Genomic DNA, 23,511 nt, shown 5'->3' on the forward strand with positions numbered 1-23,511 from the left:
TTGCGGTTTCCGCCGACATTGGCTAAGCGCCTGCCTTCCAGCGACCAGAGGGCAGGCGTTTTCCATGAGCGAAGGCGAGACGAACACCACCGAGCTGCACGCCAAGGCGGCAGTGCTGATCGAGGCGCTGCCCTATTTCCAGCGCTACGCCGGGCGCACCTTCGTGGTCAAATACGGCGGTCACGCCATGGGCGACGAGAAGGCCGCGCGCGAATTCGCCAGCGACATCGTGTTGCTCAAAGCGGTCGGGATCAACCCGGTGGTGGTCCATGGCGGGGGTCCGCAGATCGGCGCGATGCTGGCCAAGCTCGGGGTCGAGAGCAGCTTCGTCGACGGGTTGCGGGTGACCGACAAGGCCACCGCCGAGATCGCCGAGATGGTGCTGTCGGGCGCGATCAACAAGCAGCTGGTCGGCTGGATCGCGCGCGCCGGGGGCCGGGCGATCGGCCTGTCGGGCAAAGACGGCAATCTCGTCACCGCGACCAAGCTCGAGCGCACCACGCGCGATCCCGACAGCCTGATCGAACAGGCGATCGATCTCGGCTTCGTCGGCAGCCCGACCCATGTCGACACCGCGGTGATCGATACCGTCAGCGCCAGCGGGATGATCCCGGTGGTCGCCCCGATCGGCGCGGGCGAGGACGGGCACACCTACAACATCAACGCCGACACCTTTGCGGGCGCGCTCGCCTCGGCGCTGGGCGCTGCGCGGCTGCTCCTGCTCACCGATGTGCCCGGGGTACTCGACAAGCAGGGGCAATTGCTGTCCGACCTCACCCCCGAGGATATCGCCGGCCTGCGCGCGGATGGCACCATCAGCGGCGGGATGATCCCCAAGCTGGAAACCTGCGTCGATGCGGTCGAGGCGGGCTGCGAGGCGGCGGTGGTGCTCGACGGGCGGGTGCCGCATGCGATGCTGCTTGAATTCTTCACCACCAGCGGCGCGGGCACGCTGATCAGGACCGCGGCCAATGGCGGCGGCGCGACACAAGACAGCCGGACTTGAGTCTGGCGCAGGCCGTCTTAGCTCTATAAGACAGGTCGCAACTCAGAAACGGCCCATAAACGGACGGAAACCCATGCAGGCGCTCAACACGATCTACGAAATCATCGCGATGCTGACCAACGTGCTGGTGATGCTGATCATCATCCAGTTCGTCATCGGCCTGCTGTTCGCCTTCAACGTGGTGAACAGCTCGAACGAATTCCTCGCCAGCTTCTACAATTCGATCAACCGCCTGCTGGAACCGGTGCTGCGGCCGATCCGCAATGTGCTCCCCAGCACCGGGACGATCGACTTCTCGCCGCTGGTGCTGATCATCCTGCTGAACATCATCCTCATCGTCCTCGGTTCGTTGCTAAGAGGCTGACGATGGCGGCCGAACGGATCGACGGTAAGGCCTTCGCCGCCCGCTTGCGCGATCGGGTCGGCGCGCAGGCGACCGAGTTCGCGCGAGCCGCCGGGCGCAAGCCGGGGCTGGCGGTGGTGCTGGTGGGGGAAGACCCGGCCAGCCAAGTCTATGTCCGCAGCAAGGGCAAGGCCACGCTCGAGGCGCAGATGAACGGCTTCGAGCACCGGCTCGATGCGGCCGTCGGGCAGGACGAATTGCTGGCGCTGGTCGAGACACTCAATGGCGATCCTGCGGTGGACGGGATCCTCGTCCAGCTCCCGCTGCCGTCGCATATCGATGAGCAGGCGGTGATCGCGGCGATTCATCCCGACAAGGATGTCGATGGCTTCCACGTCATAAACGCCGGTCGGCTCGCGGTCGGACAGCCGGGTTTCGTGCCCTGCACGCCGCTGGGGTGCATGATGCTGCTGACCGACCGGCTGGGTGACCTCTCGGGGCTCGAGGCAGTAGTGATCGGCCGTTCGAACATTGTCGGCAAGCCGATGGCGCAGCTGCTGCTCGACGCCAACGCCACCGTCACCATCGCGCACAGCCGGACCAAGGATCTGCCCGATGTGGTCCGCCGCGCCGATATCGTCGTGGCCGCAGTGGGGCGGCCCGAGATGGTCAAGGCCGACTGGCTCAAGCCCGGCGCGACGGTGGTCGATGTCGGGATCAACCGCCTCCCACCCGTCGAGGGCGAGTCGAGGGGCAGGCTTGTTGGCGACGTCGACTACGGCGCCGCGAGCGAGGTGGCGGGCGCGATCACCCCGGTGCCGGGCGGGGTCGGACCGATGACGATCGCGGTGCTGCTCAGGAACACGCTGGTCGCGGCGTATCGCAATCAGGGGCTCGAGCTGCCCGAGGGCGCGCTGTGAAGCGGGTTGCAGCAATTGTCCTGGGGTTCGGGCTGGTCGGCTGCGCCGGTGGCCCCCCGTCGGTGCGCTATTCCGATGGCTTCATGCGCGAGGTGCGCGAGACCGCCAATCCCAGCACCGTGGTCGCCACGGAAATCGCCTTCGCTCGTGCGGCGCGCGAGGATGGGCAGGCGGCGGCGATGCGCCAGTATCTTGCCGGCGGGGGCGTGATCCACGATCGCGGCGGTGTGGTCGATGCCGGTGGCTGGATCGCCGCGCAGGCCGCGATTCCGGCTCCGCACCAGTGGACCCCGCTCGCGATCTGGTCGAGCTGCGACGGACAACTGGCGATCAGCCAGGGCAAATATGTCGGTCCCGACCGCGAATGGGGCTTCTATGTCACCGTGTGGGAGCGCGAGCGCAACGGCAGCTATCGCTGGATCTATACGACCGGCGCGCCCGATGCCGCGCTGACGCAGCGCGAGACCCGCGCCGCCGCGCCGCCCGCGGAAGAGGACGAAAGCGTCATCGTCGTCCAGGCGATCCCGATGATCCAGGGCGCGGTTGCCGATTGCCGCACGGGCGACGACACCTCCTCCCCCGGAGCGAGCGCGATCGCTGACGAGACCGCTTCGGGCGGCGGTGTTTCGGATGACGGGTCGCTGGCCTGGCGCTGGGTGCAGCGCGCCGACGGGGGCCGCTCCTTCGCCGCGCAGCATTGGCAAGGCGGGCAGTGGAAGAGCGCCTTCGACTTCGTCGTTACCCCCGATGGCAGGGTCGATCCGCAATGAATGAACTCTTCGTCTCCGCCTTTATCACGCTGTTCGTGGTGATCGATCCGCCAGGTTGCGCGCCGATCTATGCCGGGCTGACCAAGGATGCGAGTGCGCCCGAGCGGCGCAACATGGCGATCCGCGCCAGCATGATCGCGCTGGCGATCCTGCTTGGCTTCGCGCTGTTCGGCGAGCAATTGCTCAGCGCGCTGCATATCCAGCTCGACAGCTTCCGTATCGCGGGCGGGCTGATGCTGTTCTGGATCGCCTTCGAGATGGTGTTCGAAAAGCGCACCCAGCGGCGCGAGGAGCGAGCGGAGAAGGTCGCCGCTTCGGAAGTCGAGGATGTCTCGGTCTTCCCCATGGCGATGCCGATGCTGGCGGGACCCGGGGCGATCGCGGCGATCATGCTGCTGATGAACGAGGCCGACGATCTCAGCGATCAGCTGATGGTGCTTGGCGCGCTGGCGACGGTGCTGGCGATAACCATGGCGGCGCTGGTTGCCGCCGGGCCGCTGATGCGGCTGTTCGGCGATCGGGTCGAGGCGGTGGTCACCCGCTTGCTCGGCGTACTGCTGTCGGCGCTGGCGATGCAATATGTCATCGACGGGTTGAAGGGCAGTTTCGGGATTTAGTCCGGACCACTGACCGCTGGCCTACTGCAGCGTTACCTTGTCGTCGCCGCCATCGCGCAGCGCGAAGAACTGCATCAGCTGGATCAACAGTTCGCAGCGGGTCGATAGGTCGTCCGCCTCGAGCAGCGCCTGCTTGGCCGCGACATCGAAGGGCGCGATCTGCGAGACGCCGTTGACCAGCGCTTCGTCGTCGAGCCGTTCGACCGACTCCCAGTCGACGCTGTAACCCTGGATATCGGCAAAGCGGCGGGCCTCCTGCTCGAAACCGGCGCGTTCGACGCTCGAGAGATAGGCGTCGCGGGCATCGACGATCGGCTCGCCCTCGATCTGGCGGAACGGGGTGGTTACATCCAGTTCGCGAATCAGCCGGAAGCGGCTCTCGCCCTCGAGGATGAGGTTGTAGCGTCCGTCCTCGAGCGCCTCGACCTCCCCGATCCTGCCGATGCAGCCAACCGAATAGAGCGGCGACTTGTCGCCTCCGCGCAAGGGCTGGATTAGCGCGATCCGCCGGTCGCGGGCCAGCGCGTCGCTGGTCATCGCGCGGTAGCGCTCCTCGAAGATGTGCAGCGGGAGCTGCATTCCGGGGAAGAGGATCGCACCGGGAAGCGGGAAGATCGAGAGCCGCACGCGCGCCGCCAGCTCAGCCGAACAGCAGGCGCGAGAGCCGGCGCCGTGTGGCGACCACCCAGGGGTCTTCCAGACCCACCGCCTCGAAGATCTGCAGCAGCTTGGCCTTGGCGGCGCCCTCGTTCCATTCGCGATCGGCCTCGATCAAGGCGAGCAATTCGTCTGCGGCGGCATCGCGCTGGCCGGCGGCAAACGCAGCCTCGGCATAGGCGAGCCGGTCTTCCAGTGCCCCGGCCTGAGCCTTCTCGTGCAGGGCAGCGAGTTCGCCTTCGTCGGGTGCGTTGGCGGCCAGTTCGAGCGCGGTCTTCGCGGCGACGAGCTGTGCATCCTCGACCAGCGCGGGGTTCTGTTCGGCGGCGGTCAGCGCAAGGCGCGCCTCGTCGAGCTTGCCCCCTTCTACCAGCGCGCGGACCAGCCCGGCCTGCGCCGCGCCATTGTCCGGCGCCATCTCGACCACCTGTGCAAAGATGCCCGCAGCGCGCTCGGCGTCGCCTTCGGCCAGCACCTGCTCGCCCATGGTCACGAATTGCGCGACATCCTGCTGCTGCTTCGCGGCCGGGTCGCCAGCGCCTTCGCCGATCGGCAGCTTCTCGAGCAGCTGGTCGAGCATCTGCTTGAACTGGCTCTCGGTGCGCGCACTGGTGAGGTCGGCAACCGGCTGGCCCTGGAACATCGCATAGACCGTGGGGATCGAGCGGACCTGGAACTGGCTGGCGATAAACTGCTCTTCATCGACATTGACCTTGGCCAGAACCACGCCCTTGTCGGCGTATTCGGCAGCCATCTTCTCCAGCATCGGGGTCAGCGCCTTGCACGGCCCGCACCACTCCGCCCAGAAATCGAGGATGACGAGTTTCGACATCGAGGGTTCGACCACCTCGGTGCGGAACCGGTCGACGGCCTTCTGTTCGTCAATGCTCAGAGCCATGCTCGCCAATTGTCACGTCCTTTCGAATAGCGGGAATTTCTAGCGCCCCATGTGGGGCCTCGCGCGCCAATGTGAAGCCCGGATGCAGGAAGGGCAAGGCGGCGATTTTTGCCTTGCGTGGCTGGGGTGCCGCTGCTAATCGCGCGCCTCCCACCGACGGTTCGACCGTTCGGGAGCGTCAGTGAGCGGGCGTAGCTCAGGGGTAGAGCACAACCTTGCCAAGGTTGGGGTCGGGCGTTCGAATCGCCTCGCCCGCTCCATCGACTTGCCGTCGACCCTTCCCTTCCGGGTAGGGTCCGGCCGGGAGGGGTCCGGCACCGGGTCGAGATCGAACCGGGGACCGAACCCGCCACCGGTTCAGCTTTCTACAGCAAAGGTGAGCGCAGCGCGGCTTTCGAGCCGTTCGACCAGCGCCTTGCCGAGGAACGAGCCCGGGGTTCCGACCCCACCTTTCCCGGGGGTTTCCAGGAGCCCCATGCCGGTTTCCGCGATCATCCGGCTGGTCGAACCATAGCCCGGATCGTAGCGGCCCTTGACCCCGTAGTGGATCGAGGTTCCGTCGGGGAAATCGCCGACCAGCAGGATATCGTACGAGCCGTTCTCGCGTTCCTCGGGGGTGGGTCCTTCGCCGGGCTTGGGCGGCTTCGCGCCGAACGGGTTCTTGAGCAGCGCGACCATCGCGTCGGCGGCCTTCTTGCCCGCCTCGCCCGGGCTGGTCAGCACCATCTCGTCATAGCGGAAATCCGCCCCATAGCGGTGGTCGAGCAAGAAATTGGTGCGGTGGACGTTCTTGGTGTTGATCGCCGCCATCACGAAAGGCGCGGCCCATTTGCCCAGATCCTCTTCGTAATGCGGCAGCATGCCCGATGGCTGATCGGGGCCTTCGAAGCCCGGAGTCAGCGCGAAGGACGAACGCAGCAGGCCGATGATCTTCGGGTTGGTTGCGGCCGCTTTCATGGTTGCGGTCAGGCTGGCCGCGGTGCCGCCCGAGAAGGTTCCGTTCATCGACCGGACGCGCCCGCGGATGCGCGGGGCGGGTTTGCCGCGGGTGGCGAGCGCATGCTCCTGCAGCATCAGCACCCCGAGATCGAAGGGGATCGAATCGAAGCCGGACGAAAAGCAGATCCGCGCGCCGCTGGCCTTGGCGGCTTCGTGATGGAGGTCGATCTGTTCGCGCATCCAGGCGGGTTCGCCGCACAGATCGGCATAGTCGGTGCCGGTCTCGACACAGGCGGCGACCAGCGCATCGCCGTATAGCTGGTAGGGGCCGACCGTGGTCAGCACGACCTTGGTGCGGTTGCACATCGCGGTCAGCTCCGCCTTGCTGTCGGCATCGGCGATGATGAGCGGAGTGCTGGTCGGGGCGCCGATCTCGTCGCGAACCGCTTCGAGCTTTTTCAGGCTGCGCCCCGCCATCGCCCATTTTGGCGCGCCGGGCCTGTCGCCGTATTCGCGCAGGAAATGCTCCGCCACCAGCCGCCCGGTGTAGCCGGTGGCTCCGTAGACAATGATATCGAACTCGGCGGTTTGTTTGGTCATGGTGCTCTCCTGTTGCAGCGCAGAATGCGCGCGCCGGGAGGCGGTGTCAAAACCGCAGCGTCACCGCGGGTTTGCCGGAGCTTGTGCCAGAGCTTGGTTTAGAGCCGGGGCAGGGTGACCCCGCGCTGGCCCATGTATTTGCCCGCGCGGTCGCGATAGCTGGTCTCGCAGCGTTCGTTGCCCTGCAGGAACAGGAACTGGCACGCGCCTTCATTGGCGTAGATCTTGGCGGGCAGCGGGGTGGTGTTGGAAAATTCCAGCGTGACATGGCCCTCCCAGCCCGGCTCGAGCGGGGTCACGTTGACGATAATCCCGCAGCGCGCATAGGTCGATTTGCCAAGGCAGATCACCAGCACATCCTCGGGCACGCGGAAATACTCCACCGTGCGGGCAAGCGCGAAGCTGTTGGGGGGGATGATGCAGACATCGGTCTGACGGTCGACGAAGCTGCGCGGATCGAACTGCTTGGGGTCGACGATCGTCGAATCGACATTGGTGAAGATCTTGAACTCGTCGGCGACGCGCGCGTCATAGCCGTAAGAGCTCAGCCCGTAGGATATACAGCCGTCGCGCCGCTGCGCCTCGGTAAAGGGTTCGATCATGCGCTCGGCCTGCGCCTTGGAGCGGATCCACTTGTCGGAAAGAATCGCCATGCGCCAACGATCCTTCACCCGGCTGCGCTGCGCAAGCCTCAGGGCTGTGCTTATCCCTAGTCGATCTGCGGGGCGCGAAGCCGCGGGTTCCTCGCGGTGACATGGTTGAGCCATTTCTTGGGGCGACGCAGCATGTCTTCGGGATAGGTCACCCGCACCCCGACGATCTGCGCGATCGCCCCGACGAAATGGATGCAATTGCGGGTGGCGAGGTCGTAATATTTGCCCGGCGCATCGCGCCAGCGCGCGACCTCCTTGCGGATTGCCCAATATTTCGCGTCGTCGATGGTGAGGGTGAAATGCTGGTTGGTCCGCTCGATCCACTTCGGGTCCTCGACCAGGATCACATGCTCGACCGGGCCGCGGAGAACCGCCGGGGTCGCGCGGCGGGCGGAGAAGCCGTAGTTCTCGCTGATCGGGGTTCCGTCCTCGAGCTCACCTTCGAGCGACACGAAAGTGTGCGGATAGCGGCCGAACAGTACCGAGCCATTAAAGCTGTGGAAGGTCAGGCGGACTTCTGCAGAAGCGGCGGCGGCCCAGAAAAAGGCGGTAAGCACGACTGCGAGCTGGAGGATGCGTCCCATGGGACGCTCCCTAACCCGGGGCCACTTGAACCTTCAATGAAAACTCTTGGCTGTTTGCATCATCCCGCCAGCAGCGTGGCGTTGCCGCCCGCCGCCGTCGTGTCGATGCAGACCACCCGTTCGGTGGCGAAGCGCGCGACGTAGTGCGGCCCGCCGGCCTTTGGTCCGGTCCCCGACAGTCCTTCGCCGCCAAAAGGCTGGCTCTCCACCACCGCGCCGATCTGGTTGCGGTTGACGTAGAAATTGCCGACCCGGGCGCGCGCCTCGACGAATTCACGCGTCGTCTCGATCCGGCTGTGGAGGCCGAGTGTGAGCCCGTATCCGGTCGAATTGATGTCATCGACCACCTTCTCGAGCTCGCTCGCCTTGAAGCGCGCGACGTGGAGCACCGGGCCGAAATTCTCGCGCCGCAGGTCGGTGATCGATTCCAGCTCGATGATGGTCGGGGCAACGAAACAGCCGTTTGCCACGCTGCGCGGCAGCTTGCGCCGCCAGACCGTCCGGCCGTTCTTGCGCCGACGCGCAACGTGGCGTTCGAGCGCGGCCTTGGCATCGGGATCGATCACCGGGCCGACATCGGTGGCGAGATCGGCCGGATCGCCGATCACCAGCGCTTCGAAAGCGCCGCGGATCATGGTCACCATCTCGTCGAACACTTCGTCCTGGATATAGAGCATCCGCAGTGCGGAGCAGCGCTGGCCCGCACTCTGGAAGGCCGAGGCGACGACATCGCGCGTTACCTGCTCGGGCAGCGCCGAACTGTCGACGATCATCGCGTTTTGCCCGCCGGTTTCGGCGATGAAGGTCGCGATTGGTCCGTCGCGCGCGGCCAGCGAGCGGTTGATCGCCTGGGCGGTTACGGTCGATCCCGTGAAGGATACGCCCGCGATGCGCGGATCCGAGGTGATGAACTGGCCGACCTCGCCTGCTCCGGGGAGCAGCTGGAACACCTCGCGCGGGATCCCTGCACGGTGACACAGATTGACCGCCAGCGCCGCGATCAGCGGGGTTTGCTCGGCGGGCTTGGCGACCACGGAATTGCCCGCGGCAAGGGCGGCAGCGGCGGGGCCGATGAAGATTGCGAGCGGGAAGTTCCACGGAGAGATCGTGGCGAAGACGCCGCGCCCGGCCATAGTGAGCCGGTTCTCTTCGCCGGTGGGACCGGGCAGCGCGAACGAGCCGGAAAACATCTGCCTCGCCTCGCCGGCGTAAAAACGCAGGAAATCGACAGCTTCGCGGAGTTCGAGGACGGCATCGGGCAGCGTCTTGCCCGCTTCGCGCTGGCACAGCGAGATGAACTCGTCGGTATGTTCTTCGAAGAGATCGGCCGCTTCCTCAAGCAGCAACGCGCGCTTTTCGCCGCCCAGCGCGTTCCAGCCGGGCTGGACCGCCTGCGCGATCCGGATCGCCTGCTCGACCTCTTCGGGCAGCGTGTCACGCCGTGTGCCTACCTCGACCGTCAGGTCGTGCGGCTTGGTGATCGGCGCGACCTCGCCCTCCTGGTCTTCGAAGTGGAAGGTCGGCTCGGCATGCCAGCGGCGGTCGCGCAATTTGTCGAGTCGCTCGATCAGCGGTTCGCGCACCAGCGGATCGCCCAGATCGATGCCCGCGCTGTTGATGCGGTCGGGGAAGATGTCGCCCGGCAGGGGAATGTCGGGATTGCGCTTGGGCTCGAGCGCGGCGAGCTCGGCCACCGGGTCAGTCGCGAGATCTGCAGCCGGTACGTCGGCATCGGCCATGCGGTTGACGAAGCTGGAATTGGCGCCATTCTCGAGCAGGCGGCGCACCAGATAGGCGAGCAAATCCTTGTGGCTGCCCACCGGCGCATAGATCCGGACCGGGGTGCGGGCGTTGCCCTCATGCTTGGCGAGCGCGCCGTAAACGTCCTCGCCCATGCCGTGGAGCCGCTGAAACTCGTACCGCCCCTCGCGCCCATGGCTTTGCGCGAGCGCCTTGATCGCACCGATGGTATAGGCGTTGTGGGTGGCAAACGCCGGATAGAGCGCATCGCCCGCAGCGAACATCCGCTCGGCGCAGGCGAGATAGGAGACATCCGTCGCGACCTTGCGGGTGAAGACCGGGAAATCCTTGTAGCCGCCGACCTGGCTCAGCTTGATCTCGGTATCCCAATAGGCGCCCTTGACCAGTCGGACGAACAGCTGGCGGCCGTGCCGCCGCGCGAGCTTGGCGACCCAGTCGCACAGCGGCGCGGCCCGCTTCTGATAGGCCTGGATCGCGAGGCCGAAGCCCGTCCAGCCACTGGCGGTACCATTGGCAAACAGCGTGTCGTCGGCGACCAGCGCCTCGAGGATGTCGAGCGACAGCTCGAGCCGTTCGGCCTCCTCGGCATCGATCGTGAAATGGATATCCGCATCGCGCGCCCTGCCCGCCAGATCGCGCAGGATCGGGACCAGCGCCTCGATCGCGGCCTCGCGGTGGAAGAAGTCGTATTTGGGATAGAGCGCCGAGAGCTTGACCGAGATCCCCGGCGAGCCGTGGACGCCCGCTCCGGCTTCCTTCGCCAGCCGCTCGATCGCGCCCTCATAGGCGATACGATAGCGGTCGGCATCGGCATGGGTCATCGCCGCCTCGCCCAGCATGTCGAAGCTGTGGGTCAGCCCACGCGCTCGCTCGGGCGCAGCGCGCTTGAGCGCCTCGGTCATGGTCCGCCCGAACACGAACTGGCCGCCCAGAATGCGCATCGCCTGCAGCGTCGCCTTGCGGATCACCGGTTCGCCGAGGCGGTTCATGGTGCTCTTGAAGGTCCGCGCCAGTCCGCGCTGCTGCTCTTCGGGCCGTTCGAGCACTTCGCCCGTCAGCATCAGCGAGAAGGTCGCCGCATTGACGAAGGTCGAACTCGATTCACCGAGATGGTCCGACCACTCGATATCGCCGATCTTGTCGCGGATCAGCGCATCGGCGGTGCGGCTGTCGGGAACGCGCAGCAGCGCTTCCGCGAGACACATCAGCGCGATGCCTTCCTCGGTGGCAAGCCCGAACTGGTGAAGGAAGGCATCGATGCCGCTTGCCTTCTGGCGGCGGGCGCCCTCGACCAGCGTGATCGCGAGCGCTTGCGACTCATCGTGCAAGGCCGCGACCGGACGGGCCTGCGCCAGACGTTCCGCGACGCACTCCTGCTCGTCCTGCCGATAGGCGAGGCGTATGGACTGGCGGTCGAGAAGCGTGGTGGGGTCGTTACGGGCCATGGAGAGGAAACTCGAATGTTCGATTTGCGACAACAGGTGCGATAACGGGCGGCCCTTGGACCCGCTCGCACGGGCAATCAAGCGAAGTCGCCGCCCTGCTTGTCCAACCAATCCGCGACGCGGCGTTCCGTTTCCGCAGGCAGGTGCAGGCCAAGCTTGCTGCGCCGCCAGAGAATGTCTTCCGGCATCCGCGCAAACTCCTCTTTTACAAGGTAACCCAGCTCCGCTTCGTAGAGATCGCCACCGAAGTGATCGCCCAGCCGGTCGAGCCCGTCGGCGGTGCCGATGACCCGGTCGATCCTCGTGCCATAGGCGCGGGCCAGCCGCAGCAGCATGTCGGGCGGGATCCAGGCATAGCGTTCGCCCGCGCGCTGCAGGAAATCGGCGAAATCCTCCATCTCGCCGCCGGGCAGCGGCGCATCGCGAGTCCATTTCGGCCCCATCGGCAGATGCGGCGCAAGCTTGCCCAGCGCGTGCTCGGCGAGCTTGCGAAAGGTGGTGATCTTGCCGCCATAGACCGACAGGATCGGCGCTCCGCCCTGCGTCTCGAGTTCGAACACGTAGTCGCGCGTGACGGTGGAATTCTTGGCAGAACTGTCGTCGTAGAGCGGGCGCACGCCGGCGTAAGCGGACACGATCTCGTTGTCCGAGATGCCGCTTTTGAAATACTCGCCAGCGGCTTCGCGCAGATAATCGCGCTCCTCGCGCGAGATGCGCACGCTGTCGAGATCGCCCTCGAACAGTTGGTCGGTGGTACCGATCAGCGTGAAATCGCGCTCGTAGGGAATGGCAAAGACCACCCGCCCGTCGCCGTTCTGGAAGATATAGGCGTGCTCGCCGGGAAACTTGCGGGGTACGATGATGTGGCTGCCCTTGACCAGCCGGAGACGCGCGGGCGTGCCTGTCCCCAGCGCGTTGCGGGCGACCGCGTCGACCCACGGTCCCGCCGCATTGACGAGCGCGCGCGCCTCGACGTTTCGCGTCGTGCCGTCCGCGCTGCGCAAGGTTGCGCGCCAGTGCGACGGGTGCCGTTCGAGCGCCACGCATTCGGTCCGCGTGAGGATTTGTGCGCCGCGATCGCGCGCGTCCATCGCGCACAGCACCACCAGCCGCGCATCCTCGACCCAGCAGTCCGAATATTCGAAGCCGCGCGTCAGCCGGTCCTGCAACACTCCGCGATGCGGCGGTTTGGTCAGGTCCACGCCGCGGCTGCCCGGCAGGCTGCGCCGCCCGCCGATGGTGTCGTAGAGCGCCAGTCCGATCCGCAGCATCCAGCCGGGTCGCAGACCCTTGTCGTGCGGGAGGACGAAGCGCAGCGGCCAGATGATGTGCGGCGCGGCCTTGAGCAGCACTTCGCGTTCGCGCAGCGCCTCGGCGACCAGCCGGAACTCATATTGTTCGAGGTAGCGCAGCCCGCCGTGGACCAGCTTGGTACTGGCCGAGGAGGTGTGCGAGGCGAGGTCGTCCTTCTCGCACAAGGTGACCGACAGCCCGCGCCCGGCGGCGTCGCGGGCGATGCCGACCCCGTTGATCCCGCCGCCTATGACCAGCAGGTCCTGCAAAATCAGCTCCGATCCTGCGCGAACAAGCGACCCGCGACCGCATCGAGTTTGGTCATCAACGCGCGGTCCCGCTGCTCGGGGGCGGTGATGACCGCGAAATCGAGCGTGCGGTCGATCGGCGAGGGTTCGCGTCGCTGCGGCAGCGATCGAACCAGTTCTTCCACCGTCCTGCGCGCCAGCTCACCATTGGCCGCCATCTGCGCGAGGATCGCGCCGACATCGACCGCCGCTTCGCCGTCGCGCCAGCTGTCCCAATCGGTGACCATCGCGAGCAGCGCGTAAGGCAGCTCGGCTTCGCGCGCGAGCTTGGCTTCGGGCATCCCGGTCATGCCGATCACCTGTGCGCCCCATTGGCGGTAGAGCTTGCTTTCGGCGCGGGTCGAGAATTGCGGACCTTCCATCGCCAGATAGGTGGCGCCGCGGTGAGGCTCGCCGCCCGCCTGCTCGACGGCGCTGGCGGTGAGATCGGTCAGCCGCTCGCACACCGGATCGCCCATCGAGACATGCGCGACGAAGCCATTGTCGAAGAAGGTCGAGGGGCGGGTTTTGGTGTTGTCGATGAACTGGTCGACCATGACGAAACTGCCCGGCGGCAGCTCCTCGCTCAGCGAGCCGACCGCCGAGATCGCGAGGATATCGGTGCAGCCCGCGCGTTTGAGCGCGTCGATGTTGGCGCGCGCGTTGAGCTGTCCGGGTAGCACGCGGTGCCCGCGGCCGTGGCGCGGCAGGAAGCGGACCTGGACATGGCCGATCCGCCCGCAAAGGATTTCATCGGACGGCTCGCCCCAGGGCGACTGGACCGCGATCCACTGCTCGTCCTCGAGCGCCTCGATTTCGTAGAGACCCGATCCGCCGATAATGCCGATGACCCACTCTTCGCTCACTGCAATCCCCGTCGTTGATGGCACCGGTGGGGGTTAGCGGCTTATCGCGCTGCTGCAAGCATAGGGGGCGCTCCTGCGCCTATTGCCGGACCTTCATCAGCATATCGGTGAGCGAGCGGGCGGTCTTGCGGAGAACGCCGCGCATCGCGAATTCCACCACATGCGCGGCCCTGATCTGATATTCAATGATCAGATCGCGCAGGCTGAGCACCGGGAAACCCCAGATGAAGCTGATCAGCGGCCGCACGCGGACCCGCTTCGCCACGATCTCGATCACCAGCGGCTGATAGGGACCGAAGGGTTCGATGATCTCGACATTGGCCGCAAACAGCAACAGCCGCCCGGGATGGCTGTAGTCCATCTGGAACAGCGCGCCGGGCTGCGGGTCGACGAACCCGGCGAGCAGCGGCTTGATCAGCTCGATCGCCACCGCCGGATCGGTCGCGCGATCGGTGTAATACATGGTCAGCGAGCACAACCGTCCTTGCGATACCAGCGCGCAGCCCAAAGCCTCGAGCGTGGAGGGCAGATCGCGATAGGACCGCCCCACGCTTTCAAAGAGGCGCTCGCCGAAGCTCTCCCTGGTGAATGCCACATGCCTCCCATCCACGCCCTAACGCCGGTATGACCCGGCGCAATTGCTCGGCGCAAATGCTGCGGTGTGGGGAATGGAGCCTTTGTCGGGACCCTTGCAGAAGGTTTCGCGTCCCTCATGCCGGTCCGGCGCCGCCTTTCAATTACCTCGGGAATGGAGATAATATTTCAGTCCGGTCAGCCGGTTGCATAGGCCCGGCAGAAGACTTCGACCGCGCCGTCGATCCGCTCGCGGTCGCGCGCCTCGTCCCTGGGCCTGCCGAAGCGGCGGTCGAGATCGCCCATTCCCTTGCACATCGCGGCGAACTGTTCCGCGGCCAGATCGGGATCGTCGATCGCCACTTCGCCCGCGGCGTTCATCGCCGCAAGCAGTGCGGCGAACCCCGCCTTCATCCGGTGCGGCCCGGCGGCGAGGAAGGCTTCTCCGATCGCCGGTTCCTGTTCGGTCTCGGCGGCGATGCGGCGCTCGAACTGGACCATCTCGGGGCGCGAGAGGAAAGCCGACATCGCCTCGCCAATCGCGGTCAACCGGGCGCGCAAATCTGCGCCCTCGGCGGGAGCGATGGAGAAGTGGTCGCGCAACCGCTCGCATTCGGCCTCGACTGCGGCGGTAAACAGTCCACGCTTGTCGCCGAAGTGATTGTAGACCGTGACCTTGGACACGTTGGCGTCAGCGGCGACCTGTTCGATCGAAGTCGCTGCGAACCCGACATCGAAAAAACTGCGTCCGGCGGTCCGCAGGATCGCCTCGAGCTTGGCGAGATCGGTGGGTCGCCCCGGCTTGACGTCTTGGCTGCTTGACAAAGTGAACGGCTCCGTTCATTTAAACGCTGTCGTTCAGTAATGGCGGGTGCATGTCGTTCCGGCAAGCCCTCCCATCAAACCGGGGGTAATCCGAAACATGCTTTGGATCGCGATCCGCATGCTGACCGGCGACAAGCAGAAATTCTATGGGCTGGTGTTCGGGATCGCGTTCTCGACCCTGCTGATCACCCAGCAGCTGACGATCTTCGTCAATCTCGTCGAGCGCGGGGCGAGCGGGGTCTACAACGTCCCCACCGCCGATGTCTGGGTGATGGACGAGGTCAGCCGCACCACCGACGTCAATTTCCCCATGCCCTCGACCGCGCTCGACAAGGTCCGCAGCGTGCCTGGGGTCGAATGGGCAGTGCCGCACCTGCGCGCCAATGCCTCGGTGCGAAGCGGCGATGGCGATCTGGAAGGCGTGAGCGTGATCGGGGTCGACGATGCGACGCTGATCGGTCTGCCCAAGCGCATGGCGCAAGCCAGTGCCGACGTGCTGTCGAGCCCCGACAGCGTGATCATCGACGATGTCGGCACCACGAGGATGTACGAAGCCGGCCAGAGCCCGATCGGCCAGCGGCTCGAACTCAACGATCAGCGCGCGGTCATCATGGGGATCGCCGATGCCATCCCCAGCTTCACCAGCCAGGTCACGCTCTACACCAAATACAGCCGCGCGCTGAACTATGTGCCCGGAACGCGCAACCGGATGAGCTTCGTGCTGGTCGGCGCATCGGACGGCGTCGCGCCCGCCGAACTGACCGCCCGCATCACCGAACTTACCGGCCTGCGCGCCCGTACGCGGGATCAGTTCGCGCAGGATGGCGTCGATTTCATCATCCAGAACACCGGCATCCCGCTCAATTTCGGGATTACCGTGATGCTCGGCTTCATCGTCGGGGTCGCGATCGTCGGGCTGACCTTCAGCCTGTTCATTCGCGACAACATCAAGCAGTTCGGCGCGCTCAAGGCGATCGGGGTCACCAACGCCAAGATCCGCGGGATGGTCGCGAGCCAGGCAGCGCTGGTCGGGCTGGTCGGCTATGGTCTCGGGGTGCTCGGCACCGTGGCCTTCATCTGGGGCTTTTCCGCGAATCCCACCTTCAAGGGGTTCTACATTCCCTGGCAGGTGCCGCTGGTCAGCCTCGCGGCAGTTGCGCTGATTCTCGCGCTGACCGGCTGGCTGGCGCTGCGCAACGTCCTCAAGACCGAACCCGCCTCGGTGTTCCGGTGACCGGTGCTGCCGCGACAGGCGCCGCGATCAGCACGCGCGCCGTGACCCGCGATTTCAAGGCGGGTCAGCAGACCATCACGGTTCTGCACGGGATAGACCTCGAGGTGAAAGCGGGCGAGCTGACCTATCTGGTGGGCGAAAGCGGTTCGGGCAAAACCACGCTGATCTCGATCATGTGCGGGATCCTTTGGCCGACGCTCGGCGAGGTCGAGGTGTTCGGCACCGACATCTACAACCTCACCGACACCCAGCTGGTCGAGTTTCGCCTCAACAACATCGGTTTCATCTTCCAGCAGTACAATCTCATCCCCTCGATCGATGCGGCGTCGAACGCGGCCGTGCCGCTGATCGCGCAGGGCATGGACCGGCTCGAAGCCCGCCAGCGCGCGGTCGCGATGATGGAAAAGCTCGCCATCGGCGATCAGGTCGACAAGCTGCCCAACCAGCTTTCGGGCGGCCAGCAGCAACGCGTTGCGATCGCCCGCGCGCTGGTCCACGAACCGCGGCTGGTGGTCTGCGACGAGCCCACCGCCGCGCTCGACGCCCGCTCGGGCCGAAAGGTGATGGACCTGCTGCGCGAAGTTGCGGTGGCGGAAGACCGCGCCTGCATCATCGTCACCCACGACAACCGCATCTTCGATCTCGCCGACCGTATCCTGGTGCTCGAGGACGGGCGGATCACCCATGATGGCACATCCATGCCGGAGGACCACTGATGGCGATACTACCCGAGAATTTCAGCTTTTCGCGCCAAGGCCTGCCGATCATCGCGGTGATCGGGCTGGTCGGGGCGGCGATCTTCGTCGGCGCTGGGCTGCCCGATCGCCAGCTTGAGGAGCCGGACCGCGAACCGCCCCGCGCAACCGGCGAGCTCGCCGGGTCGCCGCGGGTTGCAGGCGCGGGCGTGGTCGAGCCTTCGAGCGAGACGATCCAAGTCGGCACCGCGCTGTCGGGTCTCGTGACCGACCTGCTCGTCCAGCCGGGCGTCTATGTTTCCAAAGGGCAGCCGCTGTTCGTGGTCGACACCCGCGCGCTCCGGTCGCGGATCGCGGAAACCGGCGCCGCGGTCGGCGAGGCGCGCGCCGCCATCGCCGAGGCACGCGCCGCCATCGCCGAAGCGCGCAGCGCGGAAGCGACCGCCGGCCGCCAGCTCGGGCTCTATCGCGAGGTCGAGGATCCCGCCGCGGTCAGCCGCGCCGAGGTCATCCGCGCCGAGGGCGAGGCCAATGCGGCGCGCGAACGCCGGCAACTCGCCGAAGCGCGGCTCGCGCAGGCGCAGGCCAGGCTCGCCAGCGCGCAGGCGCAGGTCGGCAGCGCCCAGACCGAGCTCGGCCGCGCCACGGTGCGCGCGCCGATCGCGGGCGAGATTCTCGCGGTCAACATCCGGCCGGGCGAATATCTCTCGACCATGGGGGGCGGCGGGTCGCAGGCCTTCATCGAAATGGGCGAGACCCGGCCGCTGCATATCCGCATCGATATCGACGAGGAACAGGCTCCGCGTGTCGCGCTTGGCGAACCGGCAACAGTGTCGCCGCGCGGAGCGGCGGAGCGGCAGGTGAAGGCGCGCTTCGTCCGCGCCGAACCGCGCGTCGTGCCCAAGCGCTCGCTCACCAACAGCGCCGCGGAACGGGTCGATGTCCGCGTGCTGCAGATCATCTACGAACTGCCCGATACCAATGGGTTGTTCCGGGTGGGACAGCAGGTCGATGCCTTCATCCCCGCGCGGGAGCCCGCAGCACGGCGGGCCGAGGCTGAAAGCGCACCGCGATGAGCGCTCGCCTGCTGATGATGGCACCATTGCTGGCATTGGGCGCCTGCGTTGCGGGCCCCGCGCCCGAAATCGATACCGCGCCGCCGCCGCTTCCCGAGAGCTTTGCCTTCGCGCCCGATACGGCGACCGGCGGGTCGCTGGCCGCGCTGCTGCCTTCGGAGGATCCGGCCTATGCGGGTCTGGTCGCGCTGGCGCTGGCCGAAGCACCGTCGCTGGCCCAGGCCGTGGCACGGATCGAGATCGCTCGTGCGGGCGTCGCGCGCACCGGTGCCGAGCGCCTGCCAGCCATCGGCGCCGATGCCTCGGTCACCGGGGTGCGGACCAACCCGGACCAGTTCGGCACCACCCTGCCGCCCGGTGCTGCGATCGATACCGAGCGCGTCCGCTACGGCGCCAATCTCACCGCGAGCTGGGATCCGGACCTGTTCGGGCGGCTGCGCGCCCGGGAAGATGCGGCGCGGGCCCGACTGGACGCCGCGGGCTTCGAAGCGACCGCAGTGCGCAACGCGCTGCTGGCGGAGATCGCCGCCGCGGTGATCGACTTGCGCACGCTGGGCGCCCGCCAGTCGGCGCTCGAACAGGACCTCGCCGCTGCCGACGATTTGATGCGGCTTGCCGCCGTGCGCGAACGCGCCGGGATCGCGCCGGGTTTCGACCGGGTGCGGGCAGAAGGCGCGGCGGCGGCGAGCCGCAGCCGGATCGCCGCACTGTCGAGCGAACGCGCCCGGATCGTCGGGCGACTGGTCGGTCTGACGGGTCAGTCGGGGCAGAATGTTCTGGAAGCGCTGGGAGCGCCCTCGGCAGCTTTGGCCGAGCCGGCACCACCCATGGCCCTTCCGAGCCAATTGCTGGCCAATCGAGCCGATGTGCGGGCGGCAGCCGCCAATCTGGCAGCCGAGGACGCCGAACTTGCCGCTGCGGCGGCGCGGCGGTTTCCGCAGCTCACGCTCTCAGCCGCGCTGGGGCTGCTGTCGTTCGATCTGGGCGGATTGTTCGACGAGGATGCCATCGTCGGCTCGGCTGGCGGAAGTCTGCTGGCCCCGCTGCTCGATTTCGGGCGCATCCAGGCCGATATCGATGCTGCGGCAGCGGGCAAGCGGCTTGCCTTCGCTGCTTATCGCGACGCGGTGTTCACGGCGCTGGGTGAAGCCGAAACGGGGTATGGCCTGGTCGCCGCCGCCGATCGCGAGCTGAACGCCGCGCAAGCGGAGCGGGCCAGTGTCGAGCGCGCTGCACGGCTGGCGGACACGCGCTTTCGCGCCGGACTTTCGGATTTCCTGACCGTCCTCGAAGCGCGCCGCTCGGCCGACGCCAGCGGCGAGCGTGCGGCTGCGGCACTGGGCAGGGCGTTGCGCGCGCGAGTGCTGTTGTGGCAGGCGCTCGGCGGCGAGCCCCCGGCGTCCAGAGAAGCTGTAGCGGACTGATCCGCTGCAGTTTTTCAGGAAGTAGGGCGCCGCTGCCAGCAGATGCTCCTGTACCGCCCCCGGATTGCTCGCTGCGGTTGGTGACCGACAGCTGCTAGTCGAACAGCTCTTCCAAGAAGGATTTCTTGCGTTTGGGCTGGCGATAGCCGGTATTGCCGTAGCCGCGACCCTGATCCTGCCCATAGCTGCGCGGATCATGCATCGGCGCCGGGGCGGGCTGCTGCGGCGCGACGGATTGCGTGTTGCGCTCGATGATCTTGTCGAGTTCGCCGCGATCGAGCCAGACGCCGCGGCACGCCGGGCAATAATCGATTTCTATCCCCGAGCGTTCGCTCATCACCAGCGCCGTGCCATCGACCGGGCACGACATTGCTATGACCTTGTCACTCATTGCGATCTCTCTCCATCGATTGTTCTGCCACCAAAATAGGGTGTTTTGGTAGAAAGACAATCGGAGCGGGCCGCATAGACCCGCTCCGGATAGTGCCGAGGTCGCAGTCTTCCTGGTCTTCCTGGCGGTTCAGAAATCCGCCGAGATCGAGGCCTTGACCGTCCGCGGCGAACCCTGCAGCAGCGCCGCCGAGAAGGCGTCGAAAGCCGATGACCAATAGCGCTCATTCGCGACGTTATCGACCGAAAGCCGCAGCGTGACCGGGGTGTCCCCGGCGGCGAAGACGTAGCGCGCGCCGAGATCGAAGCGGGTCCAGCTGTCGAGCTCGAGCGTATTGGCAGCATCGACCCATTGTTCGCCGGTATGAATGACACGCCCGGTCAGGGTGAAGCCGGGGACGAATGCGAGGTCCCATTCGACATTGGCGTTGGCAGTGTATTCCGGAACGCCCGCCACCTCGTTACCGCCGATCAGCTCGGCATTGGTCAGCGCCGCGCCGCCGATCAGCCGCAGGCCCGGTGCGATCTCGCCATTGGCGGTGAATTCCAGCCCCTCGTGGCGCTGGTCGCCTAGATAGCCGAAGCTACCGTCGGCCAGTGCGCCTTCGCCGGGGCGCTCGATACGATAAGCGCCGAGGGTGAGGAACATGCCGCCGATGTCGAGCTTGCCGCCGATCTCGTACTGGACGGACTTGCGCGGCGCCAGCGTCTGGCCCGCGTTGCTGACCGGTTGGGCGGGGTCGAGCGGCACGGTTGCCCCGATCTGCAAGGCCTCGATCCGGTTGGCATAGAGCGTGAGGCCTTCGAGCGGCTTGACCACCAGCCCGGCCACCGGGGTCACTGCGCTTTCATTGTAGAGCGGCCCCGGAGTGCCGTCGTAGTTGATGTTCTTCTGGCGGATATCCTGCAGGCGCAGGCCGCCGGTGATCAGGATGCGATCGTCCCACAGCCCGATGGTATCGCTGGCGAAGGCACTCCACAGCCGGATGTTGGTGATCGGGTTCGGGTCGACGAGATCGCCGCCCACGAAGCCGGTGCTCTGCGGCTGGGCAATTTGCGGCGTCGCGTAGAGGTTGGTCGCGTAGCCGGGGAGGAAGTCGAAGGCGGTGCGGAACACCTGCCAATTGGCGTCTCCTCCGAAATTGAGCTCCTGCGTGATTGCGTTGCCGAGCTTGACGCGCAAACCCGCCTCGATCGCCTCATTGTTGGTCGTGGCGGGGACGAACAGTGCCGATCCGGTAGCCGCCCCGGTCGTGCTATCGTTCACGGTAACCCCGCCGTATATACCGTCCTCGCTGCCGTCGCGCGCACCGGCGCGAGCGTAGACCAACGCGTTGTCGGCAAGGTCGTATTCCAGGTTCACCGTCCCGAACAGGTCGCGCAATTCGCTGTAGGTGAAATCCTGCGCGTAGTTGGCGTCGGCTTCCGGCACTTCGGGAATGGTGGCGGTGGCGAGTGTCACCTTCGGGCGTAGATTGTCGATCCGGACGTCTTGGAACGCGAGGTCGAGAACTGCCCGGAAGGGGCCGGAATCATAGTCCAGCGCCCCGCCGATCACCGCGGTTCGGCGATATTCCTCGTCGATCGAAGTCTCGCCGTCGCGATAGGCGCCATTGATGCGGATGCCCCATTCCCCGCCTGCGCCGAAGCGACGCGACACATCGACCGCGCCCCCGAAGCGGGCAGTCTCCTCCGCACTGGCCGTAGCGCGCACGAAGTCGCGCGGACCCGCGCGTTTCAATATCAGGTTCACATTACCGCCGAGCCCCGATCCGCCCGGAGCCGCGCCATTGAGGAAGGCGCTCGCCCCGTTCAACACCTGGACGCTGCCGAACAACTCGGGCGCAACCAGCTGGCGCGGGGCAATACCGTAAAGGCCGTTCAGTCCGATATCGTCGCCGAACAGCGCGAAGCCGCGGATCACGAATTGCTCGGCGGCATTGCCGAAGCCGTAGGTGGTGCGGATCGTCGGGTCGTTGTCGAGCACATCGCCGAGCGTCTGCGGCTGCTGGTTGAGGATCAGGCTCTCGTCGTAGGAGCGGATCGAGAACGGCAGGTCTTCGGCAGGCTTGTTGCCCAGTACGCCGGCGTCGCCGCCATTGACGACCTCGGTGGCGTTTTCGGCCTGCGCGGTGACGACGATTTCGGCGGCCTCCTGCGCCAGTGCAGGCTGGGACAGCGCGGCAAGCGTGGTGGCAATGGCGAGTGCGGAAACGCGCGGCAGAGGGGACATGGGTCTTTGCTTTCTAACGAAGGGAAGAGGGTGAATCGGATTGGCGGCGCAGCAGCGCGCCGAAAATGACGAGCGGGGCGAGGCCGAGCAGCGACCACGCCGCCACATCGCGGACGCCATCGCCGGTGAGGCCCAGCACCAGCCCGGCGAGCGTCGCGACGCCCAGCGCCAGCGGCCAGGCGAAGATGGTGCGGGTTGTCTGGCGCGAGACGCGGCTCATGCCGACGCCCTGGAGCGCGCACCGGTGCGGATTTCCTCGATGCGACGCTCGATCGCGCCGGGGCTGCGCCGGAACCACAGCAGCAGCCCGGTCCACAGCACCCAGATCGTCGCCAGCGTCAGCAGAGTCCACACCAGCTTGAACGGCAGCCCGCCGTAATCGCCGAAATGCAGCGGCTTGGAGATCATCAACGCCTGGTTGAGCGCGGGCATGCTGCGCGCATCGGTAAGTTCGCCACTGGCAGCGTCGACCAGCGCCGGGGTCAGCAGGTGCTGAGTGACCGGGCGGTCGCCCTGGAAGAAAATCGCGTAGTGATGGCCCGAGGACCATTCACCGCCGGGGAAGCCGATGAATTGCGGGCTCTTGCCCGGCAGCGCCGCCTGCGCTGCGGCCATCGCGGTGTCGAGCGAGCCATAACGCTCGGGTGGCAGCGGCGCGTCACCGGCATAGGCGGCGGTCATCGCGGCGACCTCGCCATCGCGCCATCCCTCGATCAGCGGATCGGCAAAGGCGTTGATCGCCCCGGTCAGCCCGATCACCAGCATCCAGGCCAGCGCGACCACGCCCAGCAGATTGTGCTGGTCGAGCCGCTTCACCCGCTCGCTGCGGTTCTGGCGCACGGTCCCGAACGACAGCCGCCGCATGAAGGGCGCATAGAGTACGGTCCCCGAGGCCAGCGCGAGCACGAACAACAGGCCCATCGCGCCCAGCACCCACATTCCCGGCTGGCCGAGGAACATGTCGGTGTGCAGCTGGAGCAGGAAGTCCATCAGCGGATTGCCCGGCGCGGGGCCGAGCGAGACCCCGCTGGCGCGGTCGAAGAACAACAGCGTCATGTCGGAGCCGGGTGCATCGGGGGCAGGCCCGGTGGTGACCGTCAGCAGCGGACTGTCCTGGCTGAAGGCCATGAACAGCGGGACTTCGCCGGGGCGTTCCGCCAGTGCGCCGGCAAGCATCGTGTCGAGCGGGAGCCCGGTTTCGGCAGAGGGCGCGCCAGCCAGCGCGGTTTCGGCATCGCCGCCCATCGCGGTGTCGATTTCATCATGGAAGATCAGCGGCAGGCCGGTGACGCACAGCATCAGCAGGAACGCCGTGCAAATCAGGCTGCTCCATTTGTGAATCAGATACCAGGTGCGGATGGTGCTGCGAGTCACAGCCGCGCAGCTAGATGGGCCAGCCTATCTCGTCAATGAGAATAACTC

The 23,511-nt window shown here is 66.5% G+C and carries 23 protein-coding genes and 1 tRNA gene; 10 read left to right on the top strand and 14 right to left on the bottom strand.

The window, feature by feature from the left end; all coding sequences use genetic code 11:
* Positions 1-64: 64 nt before the first annotated feature.
* The 5 genes from argB to A9995_RS06205 all read left to right on the top strand — a co-directional run bounded on the left by argB (position 65) and on the right by A9995_RS06205 (position 3,656).
* Complete coding sequence (gene argB / locus A9995_RS06185; RefSeq protein WP_067610473.1) at positions 65-1,006, top strand: acetylglutamate kinase; 942 nt, start codon at positions 65-67, stop codon at positions 1,004-1,006.
* A gap of 73 nt (positions 1,007-1,079) precedes the next feature.
* Complete coding sequence (locus tag A9995_RS06190; RefSeq protein WP_067610475.1) at positions 1,080-1,370, top strand: YggT family protein; 291 nt, start codon at positions 1,080-1,082, stop codon at positions 1,368-1,370.
* A gap of 2 nt (positions 1,371-1,372) precedes the next feature.
* On the top strand, positions 1,373-2,269 hold the full coding sequence (gene folD, locus A9995_RS06195) for a bifunctional methylenetetrahydrofolate dehydrogenase/methenyltetrahydrofolate cyclohydrolase FolD (protein ID WP_067610477.1): 897 nt from the start codon (positions 1,373-1,375) through the stop codon (positions 2,267-2,269).
* The gene (locus tag A9995_RS06200; protein ID WP_067610479.1) at positions 2,266-3,039 is read left to right on the top strand and encodes a hypothetical protein; all 774 of its coding nucleotides are present in this window, start codon (positions 2,266-2,268) and stop codon (positions 3,037-3,039) included. The genes folD and A9995_RS06200 overlap by 4 nt, the downstream gene beginning before the upstream one ends.
* Positions 3,036-3,656, top strand: a complete 621-nt coding sequence (locus A9995_RS06205; RefSeq protein WP_067610481.1) for a MarC family protein — start codon at positions 3,036-3,038, stop codon at positions 3,654-3,656. Before A9995_RS06200 ends, A9995_RS06205 begins: the two co-directional genes overlap by 4 nt.
* A gap of 21 nt (positions 3,657-3,677) precedes the next feature.
* Here A9995_RS06205 and A9995_RS06210 read toward each other — a convergent pair whose 3' ends face one another.
* A complete protein-coding gene (locus A9995_RS06210; RefSeq protein ID WP_067610482.1) occupies positions 3,678-4,283 on the bottom strand; it encodes an LON peptidase substrate-binding domain-containing protein in 606 nt (201 codons plus the stop codon).
* A gap of 13 nt (positions 4,284-4,296) precedes the next feature.
* Complete coding sequence (locus A9995_RS06215) at positions 4,297-5,211, bottom strand: tetratricopeptide repeat protein (protein WP_067610485.1); 915 nt, start codon at positions 5,209-5,211, stop codon at positions 4,297-4,299.
* A 185-nt stretch (positions 5,212-5,396) separates the two neighbouring features.
* Between A9995_RS06215 and A9995_RS06220 the strand changes: the two genes are divergently transcribed.
* Positions 5,397-5,471 (top strand) — tRNA-Gly (locus tag A9995_RS06220).
* Positions 5,472-5,568: 97 nt separating this feature from the next.
* Here A9995_RS06220 and A9995_RS06225 read toward each other — a convergent pair.
* The 8 genes from A9995_RS06225 to A9995_RS06260 all read right to left on the bottom strand — a co-directional run bounded on the left by A9995_RS06225 (position 5,569) and on the right by A9995_RS06260 (position 15,037).
* Complete coding sequence (locus A9995_RS06225) at positions 5,569-6,750, bottom strand: trans-acting enoyl reductase family protein (RefSeq protein WP_067610487.1); 1,182 nt, start codon at positions 6,748-6,750, stop codon at positions 5,569-5,571.
* Positions 6,751-6,848: 98 nt separating this feature from the next.
* The gene (dcd, locus tag A9995_RS06230; protein ID WP_067610489.1) at positions 6,849-7,403 is read right to left on the bottom strand and encodes a dCTP deaminase; all 555 of its coding nucleotides are present in this window, start codon (positions 7,401-7,403) and stop codon (positions 6,849-6,851) included.
* Between the two features lie 56 nt (positions 7,404-7,459).
* Positions 7,460-7,987: a hypothetical protein gene (locus tag A9995_RS06235; protein WP_067610491.1), complete on the bottom strand. Its 528-nt coding sequence runs from the start codon at positions 7,985-7,987 to the stop codon at positions 7,460-7,462.
* A 59-nt stretch (positions 7,988-8,046) separates the two neighbouring features.
* On the bottom strand, positions 8,047-11,193 hold the full coding sequence (gene putA, locus A9995_RS06240) for a bifunctional proline dehydrogenase/L-glutamate gamma-semialdehyde dehydrogenase PutA (protein WP_067610493.1): 3,147 nt from the start codon (positions 11,191-11,193) through the stop codon (positions 8,047-8,049).
* A gap of 77 nt (positions 11,194-11,270) precedes the next feature.
* Positions 11,271-12,755 carry a glycerol-3-phosphate dehydrogenase gene (glpD, locus tag A9995_RS06245; protein WP_067610495.1) on the bottom strand — a complete coding sequence of 495 codons (1,485 nt, stop codon included), beginning with the start codon at positions 12,753-12,755 and terminating at the stop codon, positions 11,271-11,273.
* 2 nt (positions 12,756-12,757) lie between these two features.
* Positions 12,758-13,639, bottom strand: a complete 882-nt coding sequence (gene mtnP / locus A9995_RS06250) for an S-methyl-5'-thioadenosine phosphorylase (RefSeq protein WP_067610498.1) — start codon at positions 13,637-13,639, stop codon at positions 12,758-12,760.
* Between the two features lie 79 nt (positions 13,640-13,718).
* Positions 13,719-14,234, bottom strand: a complete 516-nt coding sequence (locus A9995_RS06255) for a hypothetical protein (protein ID WP_145916834.1) — start codon at positions 14,232-14,234, stop codon at positions 13,719-13,721.
* Between the two features lie 176 nt (positions 14,235-14,410).
* On the bottom strand, positions 14,411-15,037 hold the full coding sequence (locus tag A9995_RS06260) for a TetR/AcrR family transcriptional regulator (protein ID WP_067610502.1): 627 nt from the start codon (positions 15,035-15,037) through the stop codon (positions 14,411-14,413).
* Positions 15,038-15,134: 97 nt separating this feature from the next.
* Here A9995_RS06260 and A9995_RS06265 point away from each other — a divergent pair, with 97 nt between their 5' ends.
* The 4 genes from A9995_RS06265 to A9995_RS06280 are packed head-to-tail and all read left to right on the top strand — an operon-like array spanning position 15,135 to position 19,466.
* Positions 15,135-16,271, top strand: coding sequence for an ABC transporter permease (locus A9995_RS06265; protein WP_067610504.1), 1,137 nt, complete (start codon positions 15,135-15,137; stop codon positions 16,269-16,271).
* Positions 16,268-16,987, top strand: a complete 720-nt coding sequence (locus A9995_RS06270) for an ABC transporter ATP-binding protein (RefSeq protein WP_067610506.1) — start codon at positions 16,268-16,270, stop codon at positions 16,985-16,987. The genes A9995_RS06265 and A9995_RS06270 overlap by 4 nt, the downstream gene beginning before the upstream one ends.
* Positions 16,987-18,042 (top strand): efflux RND transporter periplasmic adaptor subunit, encoded by a 1,056-nt coding sequence (locus A9995_RS06275; RefSeq protein ID WP_067610508.1) that lies wholly within the window; start codon positions 16,987-16,989, stop codon positions 18,040-18,042. The genes A9995_RS06270 and A9995_RS06275 overlap by 1 nt, the downstream gene beginning before the upstream one ends.
* Entirely contained in the window at positions 18,039-19,466 is a 1,428-nt protein-coding gene (locus A9995_RS06280) for an efflux transporter outer membrane subunit (RefSeq protein ID WP_233998113.1), read from the top strand. Before A9995_RS06275 ends, A9995_RS06280 begins: the two co-directional genes overlap by 4 nt.
* A 94-nt stretch (positions 19,467-19,560) precedes the next feature.
* Here the strand turns inward: A9995_RS06280 and A9995_RS06285 are convergent, their stop codons facing one another.
* The 4 genes from A9995_RS06285 to A9995_RS06300 form a co-directional block, all read right to left on the bottom strand.
* A complete protein-coding gene (locus A9995_RS06285; RefSeq protein ID WP_067610511.1) occupies positions 19,561-19,857 on the bottom strand; it encodes a zf-TFIIB domain-containing protein in 297 nt (98 codons plus the stop codon).
* A gap of 129 nt (positions 19,858-19,986) precedes the next feature.
* Positions 19,987-22,089, bottom strand: a complete 2,103-nt coding sequence (locus A9995_RS06290) for a TonB-dependent siderophore receptor (RefSeq protein WP_067610514.1) — start codon at positions 22,087-22,089, stop codon at positions 19,987-19,989.
* 13 nt (positions 22,090-22,102) lie between these two features.
* Positions 22,103-22,309 carry a hypothetical protein gene (locus tag A9995_RS06295; RefSeq protein ID WP_067610516.1) on the bottom strand — a complete coding sequence of 69 codons (207 nt, stop codon included), beginning with the start codon at positions 22,307-22,309 and terminating at the stop codon, positions 22,103-22,105.
* Entirely contained in the window at positions 22,306-23,463 is a 1,158-nt protein-coding gene (locus tag A9995_RS06300; protein WP_067610518.1) for a PepSY domain-containing protein, read from the bottom strand. Before A9995_RS06300 ends, A9995_RS06295 begins: the two co-directional genes overlap by 4 nt.
* Positions 23,464-23,511 lie beyond the last annotated feature (48 nt).

The organism is Erythrobacter sp. QSSC1-22B (genome assembly GCF_001678665.1).
Taxonomy (GTDB): Bacteria; Pseudomonadota; Alphaproteobacteria; order Sphingomonadales; family Sphingomonadaceae; genus Qipengyuania.